This is a genomic window from Sorangium sp. So ce385, from assembly GCF_051474135.1.
In the GTDB taxonomy this organism is placed as follows: Bacteria; Myxococcota_A; Polyangia; order Polyangiales; family Polyangiaceae; genus Sorangium; species Sorangium cellulosum_D.
The window spans coordinates 12,918,593-12,933,017 of sequence record NZ_CP150337.1; the positions used below are offsets into that span (position 1 = coordinate 12,918,593).

At 73.8% G+C, this 14,425-nt stretch carries 12 protein-coding genes; 6 read left to right on the plus strand and 6 right to left on the minus strand.

What is annotated here, in order from left to right:
- Genes WME83_RS47330 through WME83_RS47345 form a run of 4 tightly spaced genes read right to left on the minus strand, consistent with a single transcriptional unit; the run spans position 1 to position 5,406 of the window.
- Entirely contained in the window at positions 1–1,629 is a 1,629-nt protein-coding gene (locus WME83_RS47330; protein WP_437316290.1) for a carboxypeptidase-like regulatory domain-containing protein, read from the minus strand.
- Positions 1,629–2,495, minus strand: coding sequence for a hypothetical protein (locus WME83_RS47335; RefSeq protein WP_437316291.1), 867 nt, complete (start codon positions 2,493–2,495; stop codon positions 1,629–1,631). Before WME83_RS47335 ends, WME83_RS47330 begins: the two co-directional genes overlap by 1 nt.
- Before the next feature lie 53 nt (positions 2,496–2,548).
- Positions 2,549–3,115, minus strand: coding sequence for a cytochrome c-type biogenesis protein (locus tag WME83_RS47340; RefSeq protein ID WP_437316292.1), 567 nt, complete (start codon positions 3,113–3,115; stop codon positions 2,549–2,551).
- Positions 3,112–5,406: a heme lyase CcmF/NrfE family subunit gene (locus WME83_RS47345; RefSeq protein WP_437316293.1), complete on the minus strand. Its 2,295-nt coding sequence runs from the start codon at positions 5,404–5,406 to the stop codon at positions 3,112–3,114. Before WME83_RS47345 ends, WME83_RS47340 begins: the two co-directional genes overlap by 4 nt.
- 429 nt (positions 5,407–5,835) lie before the next feature.
- On the opposite strand from WME83_RS47345, the gene WME83_RS47350 reads away from it, so the two are divergent.
- A complete protein-coding gene (locus tag WME83_RS47350) occupies positions 5,836–7,098 on the plus strand; it encodes a LeuA family protein (protein ID WP_437316294.1) in 1,263 nt (420 codons plus the stop codon).
- Between the two features lie 111 nt (positions 7,099–7,209).
- A complete protein-coding gene (locus WME83_RS47355; RefSeq protein WP_437316295.1) occupies positions 7,210–10,185 on the plus strand; it encodes a carboxypeptidase regulatory-like domain-containing protein in 2,976 nt (991 codons plus the stop codon).
- A 79-nt stretch (positions 10,186–10,264) separates the two neighbouring features.
- Here the strand turns inward: WME83_RS47355 and WME83_RS47360 are convergent, their stop codons facing one another.
- Positions 10,265–10,657: a hypothetical protein gene (locus WME83_RS47360; RefSeq protein ID WP_437316296.1), complete on the minus strand. Its 393-nt coding sequence runs from the start codon at positions 10,655–10,657 to the stop codon at positions 10,265–10,267.
- A gap of 216 nt (positions 10,658–10,873) precedes the next feature.
- Between WME83_RS47360 and WME83_RS47365 the strand changes: the two genes are divergently transcribed.
- Entirely contained in the window at positions 10,874–11,629 is a 756-nt protein-coding gene (locus WME83_RS47365) for an HAD family hydrolase (RefSeq protein ID WP_437316297.1), read from the plus strand.
- Positions 11,626–12,930, plus strand: a complete 1,305-nt coding sequence (locus WME83_RS47370; protein ID WP_437316298.1) for a hypothetical protein — start codon at positions 11,626–11,628, stop codon at positions 12,928–12,930. Before WME83_RS47365 ends, WME83_RS47370 begins: the two co-directional genes overlap by 4 nt.
- A 20-nt stretch (positions 12,931–12,950) precedes the next feature.
- On the opposite strand, the gene WME83_RS47375 is transcribed toward WME83_RS47370, so the two are convergent.
- Positions 12,951–13,397 (minus strand): acyl-CoA thioesterase, encoded by a 447-nt coding sequence (locus tag WME83_RS47375; protein ID WP_437316299.1) that lies wholly within the window; start codon positions 13,395–13,397, stop codon positions 12,951–12,953.
- Between the two features lie 155 nt (positions 13,398–13,552).
- Here WME83_RS47375 and hpt point away from each other — a divergent pair, with 155 nt between their 5' ends.
- Together hpt and WME83_RS47385 are read left to right on the plus strand one after the other, a co-directional pair.
- Entirely contained in the window at positions 13,553–14,074 is a 522-nt protein-coding gene (gene hpt, locus WME83_RS47380) for a hypoxanthine phosphoribosyltransferase (protein WP_437316300.1), read from the plus strand.
- A complete protein-coding gene (locus tag WME83_RS47385; RefSeq protein WP_437316301.1) occupies positions 14,071–14,394 on the plus strand; it encodes a tetratricopeptide repeat protein in 324 nt (107 codons plus the stop codon). The genes hpt and WME83_RS47385 overlap by 4 nt, the downstream gene beginning before the upstream one ends.
- Positions 14,395–14,425 lie beyond the last annotated feature (31 nt).

Here is a 14,425-nt window from a genome sequence, read left to right on the forward strand (position 1 = left end):
TCAGGGCGGCGGCGAGGCGGCAGCGTCCGCCTTCCGCCGCGCGCCGGACGGCTCCCGCGCGCCGGCGGTCTTCCCGCGCGCCGGCATGGACTCGATCATGCTCACGATGCGCGCGAGCGCGTCGAGGAGCGCCGTCCGGACCCGGTCGTACGTCTTCGGGCCGACGTCGCCCCGCTTCCGCGCGCGCTCGAGCTCGACGAACTCGTCGAGCAGCGCGTCGCGCGCCTCGAGCAGCTCTCGCCGCTCCTCGTCGTCGGGCCCGAGATCGCCCTCGCGCCGGCGGACGAAGTTCAGCGCGGCCCCGCCAACCACAGCCGCGCCGGCGAGGACGAGCGCGATCCAGCGGCCCACGCCGGGCGTCGGCAGCCCGCCCAGCGTGATCTCGATGGTCCTCAGCCCGCCCTCCGCGCGGTTGCCCGCCTTCTCGGTGATCAGGATCTTCTTGCCGTCCCGGTTCTGGGTGCGCTGCGCCGCCGGGAAGCCGCCGACGTTCAGGGTCATGGACTTCGACGCCTCGGCCATCACCCGCAGCTGGGCGATGCGCGGCGGCAGCTCGATGCGGATCGTCTGGCGCTCTTCCTGGTTGAGCGGGACCTGCCAGCGGAACTGCCCCTCGTGCCGGCCCGGGCTCACGGTGCCGCGCAGCGCGACGCCGGTGCCCTTCACCTCCTCGAAGCGCATCTCGTCCATGCCCTCGCTCTTGTTGAATGCCTTGTAGTCCGGCGGGAGGGCGAACGTCTCGTTGGGGAGCCAGGCGACGCGTCCCAGGTTGTAGACCTGGAACAGCTGCTCGACCGAGATCGAGTCCTGCCGGAGCTGGAGGTAGATGATGCCCTGCGACCCGACCAGCAGGCCGTTCACGTCCGGCGTGGCCTCGTAGACGTGGAGCACGGCGCGCTTTCCGGCCTCGGCGCTGAGCCCGAAATGCGGGAGCGAGAACGTCCCGCCGTTGCGCGTGACCGAGATGCCGTAGCTCGTGCCGCCGCCGATCGTGAGGCTCTCGAGCCGGACGGTGCCCGCGTCGTCGGTCTCTCGCGTCACGCGCTCGCGCGAGTCGCCCTTCGTCACCGAGCTCTGCAGGATGTCGACGTCGACGGCGACGCGAGGGATGGGCTGCCCGTCCGCGTCCTGCACGGTGAGCGCGATGACGCCGGGCGGAAGGCCGGCATCTTCCTGGACGGTGTCGTCGGGCGCCTCGAACAGGCCGGTCAGCTCCTCGGCGGCGCGCCGGGAGGCCGCGCCTCCCGCGGGCGGCTTGCCCACGGGAGGGTGGCCGGAAGGCAGCTCCTGCCCGACCTCGGGGTGACCCGGCGGGAGGGCGCCAGCGGCGTCGGGCGCGCCCGCGTCCGCCGCAGCCGTGGAGGCCGCAGCGGGGCCCGCGCTGCCGGCAGCGGTGGCCGCGGCCGGCGGCTTCGCCGCGCTCGGCGCCGTCGTCTTCGCGTCCTGCTTCGGCGCCGCGGGCTGCGCGGGAGCCGCCTTGGCGGCCGCGGGCGGCGCCGGGGCAGCCGGCTGCGCGGGGGCCGCGGCGGCCGCCGCGGGCGGCGCCGGGGCCGCGGGCTGCGCCTGCGCCGCCGCGGCCATGCTCAGCGAGGCGATCGCGGTCAGCGCGGTGTACCTGGACCAGCGCATCACGACGCCCTCCTGCTGTCGTTCTCGTCGACGCCGGCCGCGGCCTCCTCCGCCGCAGCCTGCTCGGCCAGAGGCGCGCCGGGCGCGCACTTCGTCCCGCACTTCTTGCAAAACACCGCGTCCTCGTCGTTCAGCGCGCCGCAGGCCGCGCACGCGAGCGCCGGCGCCGCCGCGCGCTCCGCCGTCGCCTCGGCCTCGTCGCGCTCCGCCGTCGCCTCGGCCTCGTCGCGCTCCGCCGGCTCCGGGGCGCGCTCCTGCTCCGGCTGCTTGGCCCTGGCGCGCTTCCGCTTCGCCGGCCTCGCCTCCGAGGCGGTGCCCTCGGCCTCGCCCGCAGCGGCGCCATCGGCCTCGCCCGAGGCGGCGCCCTCGCCCTGCTCCGGCGCCTCCACGCCGCCGTCGTCCTGGAGCCCGGCGCGCCGGAGGTGCCTCGCCACGAGCGCGGCGACCTGCTCGCGCCGCGGCTGCGCGTCGGCGTCCAGCAGGCGGAGCAGCCGCTTCGCCTCGGCGCGGTACTTCGCGACGAGATCGGCGTAGTCCTCGTCGCTGATCTTGCCGACGCTCCGCTCGAACTCCAGGTCCTTGAGCGCCCGCAGGACGGCCTGCTTCTGCTCCTCCTCGGCGCGCGGCGCGCCGATCGCGTAGGCGTCGGCCCCGCTCAGCGGGGTCTCCCCGAGCAGCACGCGGAGGCTCGCCCAGAAGATGGCGATCACCGCGACGAGCGCGCCGCCCGCGAGCACGAGGATCGCCGCGGGCGGCCCCGCGACGAGCCCCGCGACGCCGGCGCCCGCGAGCGCCGCGAGCGGCACCCCGAAGCGAGCGTAGTGGACGATCTGCCGCTCGAGCGGCGAGCCAGAGCCCCGGCTCACGGCCTCGTGGGCCGTGGCCGAGGCGGCGCTTTTGGCGGGCGTTTCGGCGCTCATCAACGGTCTTCGCGGTCGAGGTGCTTGAGCTCCTCGTCGAGCTTGTCGTCGTAATCGTCGCGCCCGCCGGGGACAACGCCCTTCGGAGAGCGCTCGCCGGCGGCGCGCGCCTCGTCGCTGCGCCGCTTCCATCGGCGCAGCGTGACGACGACGATGCCGGCGCCGGCCATGATGGCGGCGAGCGGGAAGAGGTAGAGCAGCCGCTGGCTGCCCTTGTTCGGCGGCACGGCCAGCGCCTCCGCGCCGTAGCGCTCGGCGTAGGCGGCCTGGATGGCCTCGATCGACAGCCCCGACGCGAGCGCCGCGCGGAGGTTGTCGCGGCGCTCGTGCGCGGTGCCGCAGGTGCACGTCCCGAGGGTCTCGCGCGGGCAGCCGCACGTGCAGATGAGGCTCCAGAAGAGCTTGCGCTCGGTCTCGTTCTGGATGCCGACGGTGCCCGAGCGCTGCATCCCCTCCCCGAGCTGCTGGCCGTGGGCGAACTCCGGCGAACGCAGCAGGACGACGAGGGTGATGAGGCCCGCGGCGAGGAGGGTGATCCCGTGGATGAGGTGTCGTGTGCGGCTCATTCGAAGGCTGGCTGCCTCGGCGCGGCAGGGGTCGGGAGCATTGCACCGATCGCGGGCGCCCGCCCGCGATCGACCGACGCGCCGGACGCGGGGGCGCCGGCCTCGCCGTCCGCGTCCCCCGGCGCGCTCAGGATCGGCGGCCCGAGCCGCTCCTGGATGGGGTGCCCGTAGGCCTGCGACGGGCCGCCGGCGAGCAGGAAGGCGAACACGACCGACGCCGCGACCGACCCCGCCGCCCGGACGTAGCCGAACGCGCCGGCCTCCTCGAGGGCGATGTCGGGCCACATCGCGATGAGCGCCCCGAGGACGAGGATCCCCGCGCCGAACCACATGAACGAGATCAGGTTGTTCACGTGCATCTGGAAGGAGGCGACCTTCGTCTGGGGGTTCGCCATCCCGATGATCACGTAGAGGTCGTTCTTCAGCGTGATGTGCCGGGCGACCTCGGTCGACGGCGCCTCCGGGGTGGCCTTGTAGATGTACTTCGCCGGGCTGATCCGGCCGACCGGCGCGCCGTGGCGCTCGACGTCGAGGTCGGCGAAGACCATCCGCTTCTCGCTGTCGACCTCCATGCGCGGGCCGGCGTAGACGAGGCGGTACTCCTCGATCTGCACGGCCTCGCCCGGGCGGAGGCTGATCTCCTTGTCGACGCCCCACGCGCGGCCGGCGAACCCGATGAACATCACGGCGATGCCGACGTGCACGATGTAACCGCCGTAGCGGCGCCGCGACCTGGCGACCAGGTTGTAGAACGAGGCGAAGAGCGACTCGCCCCCGCGCTTCTGCCGCGCCGCGATGCCGCGGGCGAACTCCTGGATGACGACGGCGACGTTGAACGCGGCGATCGCGACCGTGAAGAACGGGTAGGTCGACGCGAGCTTCGCGAGCCCGTCGCCGAGCTGGCCGGGGTAGATCGGGTCGACGGCGACGAACGGGGCGAAGCCGACCTTCTTCCCGAGCGTGAGGTGGAGCGCCGCGGTGACGACCGTGGCCAGCACCGGCCAGCGGAAGCTCCTCCGGAACAGCTCCGGCGACGTCTTCCGCCACCCGAGCAGCGGCGCGACGCCCATCAGGAAGAAGACCACGAGCGCGACCGGCGGGAGCCACATGTTGTAGAACGTGGGCCCCAGCGTCGACTTCTGATCGAGCAGCCACTCGCTGATGCGCGGCCACACGGTCGCGACCGCGATGAAGATCATGATGCTGAAGAGGCCCCAGTTGTTGAAGAGGAAGGCGGCCTCGCGCGACAGGAGCGACTCGAACTGACCGTCGCTGCGCAGCCGCGGCAGGCGGTAGACGATGAGCGCGGTGCACGTCGCCAGGATCACGGCCATGAAGCCGACGAACCAGATGCCGATGCCGGACTGGGCGAAGGAGTGCACGCTCGCGATGAGGCCCGACCGCGTGAGCCAGGTGCCGAAGATGGTCAGGAAGAACGTCCCGCAGATGAGCGAGACGTTCCACACCTTCAGCATGCCGCGGCGCTCCTGGATCATCGTCGAGTGCACGTAGGCGCTCGCCGTGAGCCACGGGAGGAACGCGGCGTTCTCGACCGGATCCCACGCCCACGGGCCGCCCCAGCCGAGCTCCTCGTACGCCCAGAGCATCCCGAGCACGTTGCCGATCGAGAGGAACAGCCAGGAGAAGAGCATCCACTTCCGCGTCGCGACGATCCACTCGCTGTCGAGCCGGCCCGTGGCGAGCGCGGCGATCGCGAAGGCGAACGGGACCGCCGCGCTGGTGAAGCCGACGTAGAGGCTCGGCGGGTGGATGATCATGTAGAAGTTGCGCAGCTGGTAGTTCAGCCCGTTGCCGTCGAGCGGGGCGCCCGCGACGCTCGTGCGGAACGGGTTCACCGCGAAGATCATCAGCGCCGCGAAGAAGATGAGGACGCTCATCAGGGTCGCGATGACGTACGGCTGGAGCTCCAGGTACCGGCGCCGCAGCCAGTAGACGCAGCTGCCGGAGAACACCGCGGTCAGGAACATCCACCAGAGCAGCGAGCCGTCCTGCCCGCCCCAGAGCGCCGCGATGAGGTACGGCGTGGTCATGGACCGGTCGCTGTACTGGGCGACGTAGGCGATGCGGAAATCGTGGCTGACGAAGGCGTACGCCAGCACCAGCACGCCGAGCCCGACCAGCGCGATGGTGCCGTACGCGCCGAGCCGCGCCGCCTGGAGCAGCCGCGGCCGCCCGCGCGCCGACGCGAGCGCCACCGCGAAGGTATAAGCCGCGGTGACCAGAATGGCGTAGAGGACGCCGGTCCCGAACTCAGGAAGGGATTGCCACATCGTCGTGGCCGCAAGCTTAGGCTTGCCCGGCGCGCGGGGCCAGCGCACCGCGCCCGCCGGTTCGGCCCTCGCTGCCGCTGCACCGCGCCGATGCGCGCGCGGCGCTCGCGATCGCCTGCCCCGTCCTGGACCCGGCGCTTTTTCTGACGGGGCTGCACCCTGCCCCGCCGGCTCCGGTCCGCGCTCGTCGCCGCCGACACCCACCCGCTCGCCGCTGGCCCCGGTCCGCGCGCTCGCCGTCGACGCCCACGCGCTCGCCGCCGACCCGCGCTCGGATCCGCTCGGCGTGACCCCGATGTGACGGAGCATGCATTACGGCGTCACCGCCGTCGTCGCTCGCGCCTTCGCCTGCGCCGTGCGTCATGTCGAGCGCCCCGGAAGAGCTTCGTTTCAGCCTCGGCGTTGAGAACGGCGCACTATACTCGGAGCATGGCGATCGCTGCCGACGCTGGCCGCCCGACCGATCTCATCTACGACTGGAACGAGGTGGGCCGCGTCGGGCGGGTCATCCCGAAGGAGATCGGCTTCTTCGACGAGACCCTGCGCGACGGCCTGCAGAACCCCTCCGTCGCCGACCCGAACATCGAGAGCAAGCTCAAGCTGCTCCACCTCATGGCCAAGATCGGCATCCACGTCGCCGATATCGGCCTGCCCGGCAGCTCGCAGCGGGCGTTCGAGGACGTGCTCCGGATGTGCAAGGAGGTGGCGGACAACCGCCTGCCGCTCCGCGTCGCCTGCGCAGGCCGCACGGTCGTCTCGGACATCACGCCGATGATCGAGATCTCCCAGCGCGCCGGGATCCCGGTCGAGATCTACGCCTTCATCGGCTCGAGCCCGATCCGCCAGCTCGCGGAGGCGTGGGACGTCGACCTCATCGCCCAGCGCAGCGCCGCCGCGATCGACGCGGGCGTGAAGGCCGGGCTGCCGGTCGCCTACGTCACGGAAGACACGACGCGCTCGCGCCCCGAGGTGCTGGCGACGCTCTTCAAGGTCGCCATCGACCACGGCGCGTCCCGGCTGTGCCTGTGCGATACCGTGGGGCACGCGACGCCGGACGGGGTCCGCAACCTCATCAACTTCACGCGCGCCATCGTCGCGGGGGCCGGGGCGTCGGTCGGCATCGACTGGCACGGCCACAACGACCGCGGGCTCGCGCTGGAGAACGCGATCTGGGCGCTCCAGTTCGGCGCGGACCGGGTGCACGGCACCGCCCTCGGCATCGGCGAGCGCGTCGGCAACGCCGCCATGGAGCTCATCCTGCTCAACATGAAGCTCCTCGGCCTCCTCGAGCACCAGGACCTCACCCACCTGCTCGAGTACTGCACGACGGCCGCGCAGGCGGTCGGCTGGGAGGTCCCCATCAACTATCCCCTGGTCGGACGGGACGCCTTCCGCACGGCCACCGGCGTGCACGCGGCCGCCATCATCAAGGCCGAGGCGAAGGGCGACGCCTGGATGGCCGACCGGATCTACTCCGGCGTCCCCGCCGGCATGTTCGGCCGCAAGCAGGAGATCTGCGTGGGCTACATGTCCGGCGCCTCCAACGTGAACTACTGGCTCAGGCAGCGGAAGATCGAGCCCTCGAAGGAGCTCGTCGACGCCATCCTCGCCAAGGCCAAGGCGACGGACCACATCCTCGGCGAGGAGGAGATCCTGGCCGTCATCGAGCAGCACCGCGGCCAGAAGGCCTGACCCCGCGGCGCCGGCCGGGGCCGTTCCCCGCCGGCCGGGGCAGACCCCGCCGGCCGGGAACGGCCTTCGGGCGTTCGGCGTTTCGGCGGATCCGGAGTAGAGATCCACGCCGTGGCCGAGCAGGACAAGCAACCCGCAGCGGAAGGCGACCGGCCCGAGCGCCGGTCGCGGCTCGATACCGTCCTGGCCGCGATCGCCGCGCTGGTCTGCTTCCTCGCCGCGACCACGCTGCGCGATCTGGGCCCGCGGTTCCTGCCGCAGGCGCCGATCCCCGCGCCGCCGGTGCCCGCCTGGGTCGAAGGGCGCGCCGCCGATCTCACCGCCACCGTGCGCGACGAGCAGGGGCGCCCGCTCGCGGACGCCACGGTGCGCGTCTTCGCGCTGCGCGAGGACCGCGCCTACTTCGCCGGCGAGCAGAGGACCGATCCGGCCGGCGAGGCGCGCTTCGCCGGCCTGCCGTCCGGGGAGACGTGGATCCTCGCGTACGGCGCGGAGCGGGCCCGCGCCTCGGCGCGCCTCGCCCTCGAGCCGGGCCCCCGCGCCGTCGACCTCGTGCTCCGGCCCGCGAAGGTGCTGGACGTGCAGGTCGTCGACGAGGCCGAGCGCCCGATCGACGGCGCCGAGGTCACGGTCGCGACCGCCGATCCCCTCCCCTTCGTGGCGACGACCGCCGAGGGGGGACGCGCGCGGTTCGAGCGGCTCGGCGCGGCGCCCTACGTCGTCCGCGCGTCGGCGCTCGGCTTCGAGGACACCGTGCGGACGGGCGTCGTGCCGGGGCCGGTGCCGCTCCGGCTCCGGATGGATCGGCTCGGCGCGCTGACGGTCCGCGTGGTGGACGCGGCGGGGCAGCCCGTCGACGGCGCGACCGTGCTCGCCGCCGGCACCGGCCTGTGGCCGGCGCGCAGCACGACCACCGACGCGACCGGCGCCGCGAGGATCGCCGGGCTCCGCGACGGGGTGTACGACCTCAAGGCGCGGCGCGGGGCCGCCGTGAGCGCGACCGCGCTCGCCGTGCCCGTGAAGCGCGGCGAGGGCAAGGAGGTGAAGCTCGTCCTCGGGCCCGGCCGCCACGTGCGGATCCTCGTGACCGACGGCGACGGCGAGGCCGCGCCGGCCGTGAAGGGCGCGAACGTCGTGCTCGTCGAGCAGGGGCTGTCGGCCTTCCCGCTGCACGGGCGGACGGGCGACGACGGGTCCGTGACGCTCGGGCCCATCGCGCCGGGCTACGCGAGCGCGTCGGCGCTCGCGGCCGGCTTCGTGCCGAGGAACGCGGTGCAGGTCGAGGCCGACGCCTCCGAGGTCCGCATCCCGCTGCTCCGCGGCGGCGCGCTCGTGGGCGAGGTCGTCGACGCTCGCGGCTACCCGGTCCCGGGCGCGACCATCGAGATCATCGGGGCCGACGCCGAGGGGATGCCCATCGACGAGACCACCGCGATGTCCGAGTTCAGGGACGAGCACTTCGAGCGCGCCCTGCCCGGCCCGGCGCCGCTGATCCCGGCGGGAGAGCTCGGCGTGATGCCCGGCCCCATCCCGGACCTGCCGCGCGGCGACGCGATCCTCCCGGTCGCCGCGGCGCGGTCGGGCGACCCGTGGGTCACGCGGGCCGACGGCACCTTCCGGGCCGAGCCCGTCACCCCGGGGCGCGTCCACGCGATCGTCCGGCACCCGGAGTACGTGGAGACGCCCAGCGAGGTCGTGACGCTCCCGCCGGGCGGCGAGGCCCACGTGCGCGTGGTGATGCGCCAGGGCGGCCTCCTCGAGGGCCGCGTCCTCGAGGAGGACCGCAGGCCGGTCGCCGGCGCGCGCGTCGAGCTGGCCGCGACCGCGGGCTCGCTCGAGCGGGTGACGTACTCCGCCGACGACGGCACGTTCGCGTTCGCCGCGGTCCCCGACGAGGTGCTCGTCTCGGTGTCCCGGCCCGAGTCGCCCGGGGACGTCGTGGCGCGCCTCGTCGTCGAGGTCCCGGAGCGCGATCGCAAGGAGATCGAGGTCGTCCTCCCGAAGGTGCGCGAGGCGGTGGCCATCCGCGTCACCGACGATCGCGGCTACCCGCTCGACCGCGCCGAGGTGCGCGTCCTCTCGCTCGACGTCGCCGTCCCGCTCCGGAAGACGCTCTTCACGGACGACGGCGGCGACGCGCTGCTGCCCGACGCCGCCGGCCTCCCGCTCCGGATCAGCCTCGTGCGCTCCGGCCGGGCCCCGCGCGTCGAGCAGGTCGACGCCGCGCCGAAGGAGCTGCGGCTCGAGATGCGCGCCGCGCTCAAGGCCACCGGCACCGTGACCGGGCGCGGCGGGCGCGAGCGGCTCGAGGGCGCGCGGATCACGCTGTTCTCTCCGACCGGGCCGCGCCGCGCCACGAGCGACGCGGAGGGCGCCTTCACGCTCGGGGACCTCGCGCCGGGGCAGTTCCGCGTGACGGTGACCCGCGACGGGTTCGCGCCGGCCACGCTGCGGGTCACCCTCGCCGGCGATCCGGATCGCCCGACGGACCTCGGGCGCATCGACCTGTTCGAGGCCGGAGAGGTCGCCGGCCAGGTCGTCGATCCGCGCGGGGATCCGGTCGCCGGGGCCCGCGTCGCGCGCGACCGCGTGCCGACGTACCTGCCGCTCGGCCCGCTGCCGCCGGGCGTCGTGATCACCGACCGCGACGGCCGGTTCCAGCTCGGCGGCCTGCCCGAGGGCACGGCGGTGATCGAGGCGTACAGCGCGGATCTCGGGCGCGCCGAGTCGCAGCCGGTGCAGGTGCGGGCCGGCAGGACGACCGAGCGGGTCCGGATCGCGCTGCCGGGCGACGGCGCGCGGCAGGACCCGAAGGGCGCCGGGAGCCTGGCGGTGACGCTCGGCGAGGAGCGCCGGACCGTGACCGTGGTGGCGGTGCCCCCGGCGAGCGAGGCGGAGGAGGCCGGCATCGAGCCCGGCGATCGGCTCCTGTCCGTGAACGGCGTCGAGGTGCGCTCCATCGAGGAGGCGCGGCGGCGGCTCACCGGGCCGCTCTCGGAGGACGTCGTGGTGCTGCTCGCGCGCGACGGCGAGCGCGGCGAGGCGCGGTGGCTCACGCGGGTGCGGCGGGAGCGGGTGCGGCGGTAGGCGGCCGGGCCCTCGCCCGGCCGGGCGCCCGGCAGCGGCCCCGGCGGGAGCGCGGCGAGCCGGCGGGCGCCGCCCGATCTCAGTTCTTCGCCTTGGCCAGCACGATCGCGCGGCCGTCGCCGATTTCCCAGCGCAGCGACTGATCCGTGGCGAAGCGGAACTGCGCCTCGTCGAGCCCGCCCTCGGGACGGAGGAACGCGACGGTCACCTGATCGCCCTCGGCCTTGGTCACCTTGAAGGTGCCGCTGCGCGGCGTCTCCGCGGGCACGGTGACCGTCACCTTGCTGCCGTTGAACTCGAGCGCCGTCCCCTTGACCCACCCGGTCGCCTTCGTGAGCTGCTCCACGGGCGCGTTCTCGATGGACTCGCCATACCAGCGCCCCTGGAGGCGATCGCGAGGGGTCTTCGAGCAGCCCGACACGGCGGTCAGCGCCATCGCCAGGGCCAGAGCGGTCATGATGCGGTTCTGCATGGGCCTTCCTTCGGGGTTCGAGCGCCCCCGGTGTGGAAAATCCTACGAAGAATGGAACGCCATGGGCAACAATGTGGGATATTTCTGCACACTTACCGACTCGTAGGCCAGGGCCTCGGGGGTGGACACCGCGGCTTCTGGGGCGGGTGAGTTCGCGCTATAGGGTTCCGCCCGAGGAGCGGCGCGGAGGGCGCGCTCCCTCGCGGCGCGACGACCTTGAGCACGCTGTTCTACGAGAAGCGCCTCGTCCCCCTCGAGCGGACGCGGCTCCTGGACTCCATCGTCGAGCGGGCGGCCGACCGATCCGAGGGGCCGCCCGTGATCGTCTTCGATCTCGACGGCACCCTCATGGACAACCGGCCGCGGGTGGTCGCGATCCTCCACGAGCTCGCGGAGGAGTGGCGCCGCAAGCACCCGCACGTCGCCGCCCTCCTCGAGCGCGCGTCGCCCGAGGGCATCGTGTACGGGTTCCAGGACAACCTGCGCCGGCTCGGCGTCGACGACGAGACGCTCCACCTGCACGCGTTCGAGTTCTGGAAGGCCCGCTTCTTCAACGATCCGCACATCCGGCACGACGTCGAGGTGCCCGGCGCGAGCCGGTACGCGCGCGAGTGCCATGCGGCGGGGGCGACGCTCGTGTACCTCACCGGGCGCGATCTCCCGAACATGGCGCTCGGCTCGTTCGCGAGCCTGCGCGACCTCGGCTTTCCCATCGGGGTCATCGGCACGGAGCTCGTCGTGAAGCCGCGGTTCGAGATGCCCGACACCGAGTTCAAGCGGAGCGTCGCCCCGCAGCTCTCGCGGCTCGGGCGCGTCATCGCGGCGTTCGACAACGAGGCGGCGAACTGCAACCTGCTCGTGGACTGCCATCCCCGCTGCACCGCGGTCTTCCTGGACACGCAGTGCGCGCCCGACCCGCCGCCGCTCGACCCGCGGGTGCAGGTGATCCACACCTTCGAGCGGGAGCCGTGATCCACGCGCGCATCGCCGCCTTCGGCCTGCTGCTCGCCGCCGCCGGGTGCGAGCCGTCGCGCCATCAGCCCGCCGACCTCGTGGAGGCCGGGGCGAGCCCGAACGCGAGGATCCTCCCCGCGCCGCTCGCGAACGAGGCGCCGGACCTGCTCGACGCGTCCGCGGCCGAGGCCAGCGCGAAGCTCGCGTCCGACGACTACGGCCGGCTGATCATGTCCGAGGCGAGCCCGCAGTCGCCGCTGCCGCTCTCGCCGGCGACCCCCCTGCCCGACGACGCGCTCTCGCCCCGCGAGCTCTCCGGCGTCACGCTCGAGGCGGCCTTCCGCTGGCGCGACGTGCCGCAGCCCCCCAAGGCGCCCGAGGTGGCGGCCGCCGGGGTCCACGCGGCGCAGCGGCTCACCGACCTGTCGTGGAAGGTCGATCTCACGGAGACGGGCCGCATGCGGGTCCAGTTCACGTCGCGCGCGCTCCCGCTGCCGCCCGGCTCCGAGCTCCGCGCCCGCCACGACGTCTACGGGGAGATCCTGCTCTGGCCGGCCTCGGCCCAGTACCGGGTCGTGCCGCCGGGCGCGCTCCGCACGCTGCTCGGCGAGCGGCGCGTCGACGTGACGCCGCTGTCGGCCGGCTCGGCGCGCCCGGTCGGCGAGGGCAAGCGGCTCGAGGTCGACGTCCGCAAGGTCGAGGTGCACGCGAGCCTCGGCGCGCTGTACCTGGAGCTCGGCCGGATGCCGGAGGCCGGCGACGGGGGGCCGCTGCTCTGCCGGGCGCTGTTGGAGATCCTCGGCGTCGATCCGAAGTCGCCCGAGTGCGTGGCCGGCGAGGTGCCGCTCTACGCGAGCTATGCCTGGCAGAGCGGCGGCGGCGTCGCGTTCGAGGTCACGTCGGCCGTCCGGCGCAGCGACTTGCTCTCGACCGACCTGCTCATGCCGCCCCCGAGCTCGGCGTACGCCGCCGCGGGGCTCCCGTCGGCGCAGGGCGGCGTCTTCCTGACGCGCGACGAGCTCGCGGCCATCCGGACCGAGCCGCTCCCGCTGCCCGCGACCGTCGACCCGGGCGCGCCCGGCGAGGGCTTCGTCGCGGTCAACCAGACCGACGCGCTGTACTACCTGCTCGTCGACGGCATCCCCGCGGTCGCGGTGCCGCCGATGAGCGAGCGCTACGTCGCCGGCCCCCAGCGCGGGCGCTACGTCGTCCAGTGGCGCACGTTCCTCGGCGAGAGCATCGACCCGCCGCAGACGGTCGAGATGCCGGCGCGCCTCGTGCGCAGCGGCGCCGACGCGGGCGCGGCGGACGGCGGCTGAGCGGGCGCGAGCGGCCGGCGCTAGCCGCCGGGCGTCGTCTCGGGGCTCGACAGGAGCCCGACGATGTCGTCCGGGATCCGCGTCAGCGCGAGGTTCGAGCCGAGGCACGCGAGGAGGATGTCGCCGTCGCAGATCACGTCCTCGCCCCGGAGGATGCGGTAGCTGAACCGCGCGGTCACCCGCTGGACCTCGCGGCAGGTCGTCTCGACCACGAGCTCGTCGCCGAAGCGCGCCGCCTTGCGGTACTTGATCCGCAGCTCCGCGACCGCGAGGTGGAGGTCGCGCCGCACCATCTCCTCGTAGGAGACCCCGCGGCGCTTCAGCCAGTCGATGCGGCCGGCCTCCAGGTACACGACGTAGTTCGCGTGGTGGACGATGCCCATCAGATCCGTCTCGCAGAAGCGGACGGCCAGCGGGGTGCGCGAGGTGAGGTGCGGCGGAGCGTCGGGCGGAGGAAGGGGCTGCATCGCGAGCGGCGCGGAGACTACCCCACTTTCGACCCGGCGGGCGGAGCGGCCGCGCCGCGTGGAATCCGCGCGTTCCGAGGCGGCCGGCGGCGCGCGGGGGGCGAGGGCGCGCCTCGGCGCTGGTGGCGGGGGCGCCGCGATGGTAGCGCGGCGCCATGGCGAATGTCCGGACGCTGCTGTCCGCCGAGCAGATCGGCGCCCGCGTGCGCGACCTCGGCGCGCAGATCACCAGGGACTACGCGGAGCGGCGGCTCGTGCTCGTCTCCGTGCTCAAGGGGAGCTTCGTCTTCACCGCCGACCTCGCGCGCCACATCGACCTGCCGGTGCGCATCGAGTTCCTCGGCGTGCGCAGCTACGGCGAGGGCACGGACTCGACCGGCGTCGTCCAGATCACGCAGGACCTGACGCGGCCGATCGAGGGCGAGGACATCCTCCTCGTCGAGGACATCGTCGACACGGGCCTCACGATCTCGCACCTGCTCCAGCTCTTCCGCACGAGGATGCCGAGCAGCGTGAAGGTCTGCGCGCTCCTGCACAAGCCCGCCCGCGCGCGGGTCGAGGTGCCGATCGACTACCTGGGCTTCACGATCGAGGACAAGTTCGTCGTCGGCTACGGGCTCGACTGGGCCGAGCGCTATCGGAACCTGCCGTTCATCGGCGTTGTGGAGGCGACGTGAGCAAGCGGCTGCTGATGCTCGAGAAGATGACCCGGGAAGGGTCGAAGGACCCGTTCCACTGGTACGCGCTCGCGCTGGAGTACTCCGGGCAGGGCCGCCAGGACGACGCGCTCGCCACGTTCACCGCGCTCCGGGCGATCGACCCGAGCTACGTGCCGATGTACCTGATGTGCGGGACGATGCTGGTGAAGGCCGGCCGCCTCGACGAGGGGCGCGCCTGGCTCAGCGACGGCATCGGGGTCGCGCGGGGCAAGGGCGATCAGCACGCGCTGAGCGAGCTCCAGCAGGCGCTCGCCGGCGCGGGCGACGGCGACGCGTGACGCGGTGACGGCGGCGCGCGGCGCCTCCACC

Coding starts and splice junctions, on each gene's coding strand:
- WME83_RS47330 (WP_437316290.1), bottom strand. CDS start 1,629: ATGCGCTGGTCCAGGTACACCGCGCTGACCGCGATCGCCTCGCTGAGC.
- WME83_RS47340 (WP_437316292.1), bottom strand. CDS start 3,115: ATGAGCCGCACACGACACCTCATCCACGGGATCACCCTCCTCGCCGCG.
- WME83_RS47345 (WP_437316293.1), bottom strand. CDS start 5,406: ATGTGGCAATCCCTTCCTGAGTTCGGGACCGGCGTCCTCTACGCCATT.
- WME83_RS47350 (WP_437316294.1), top strand. CDS start 5,836: ATGGCGATCGCTGCCGACGCTGGCCGCCCGACCGATCTCATCTACGAC.
- WME83_RS47360 (WP_437316296.1), bottom strand. CDS start 10,657: ATGCAGAACCGCATCATGACCGCTCTGGCCCTGGCGATGGCGCTGACC.
- WME83_RS47375 (WP_437316299.1), bottom strand. CDS start 13,397: ATGCAGCCCCTTCCTCCGCCCGACGCTCCGCCGCACCTCACCTCGCGC.
- hpt (WP_437316300.1), top strand. CDS start 13,553: ATGGCGAATGTCCGGACGCTGCTGTCCGCCGAGCAGATCGGCGCCCGC.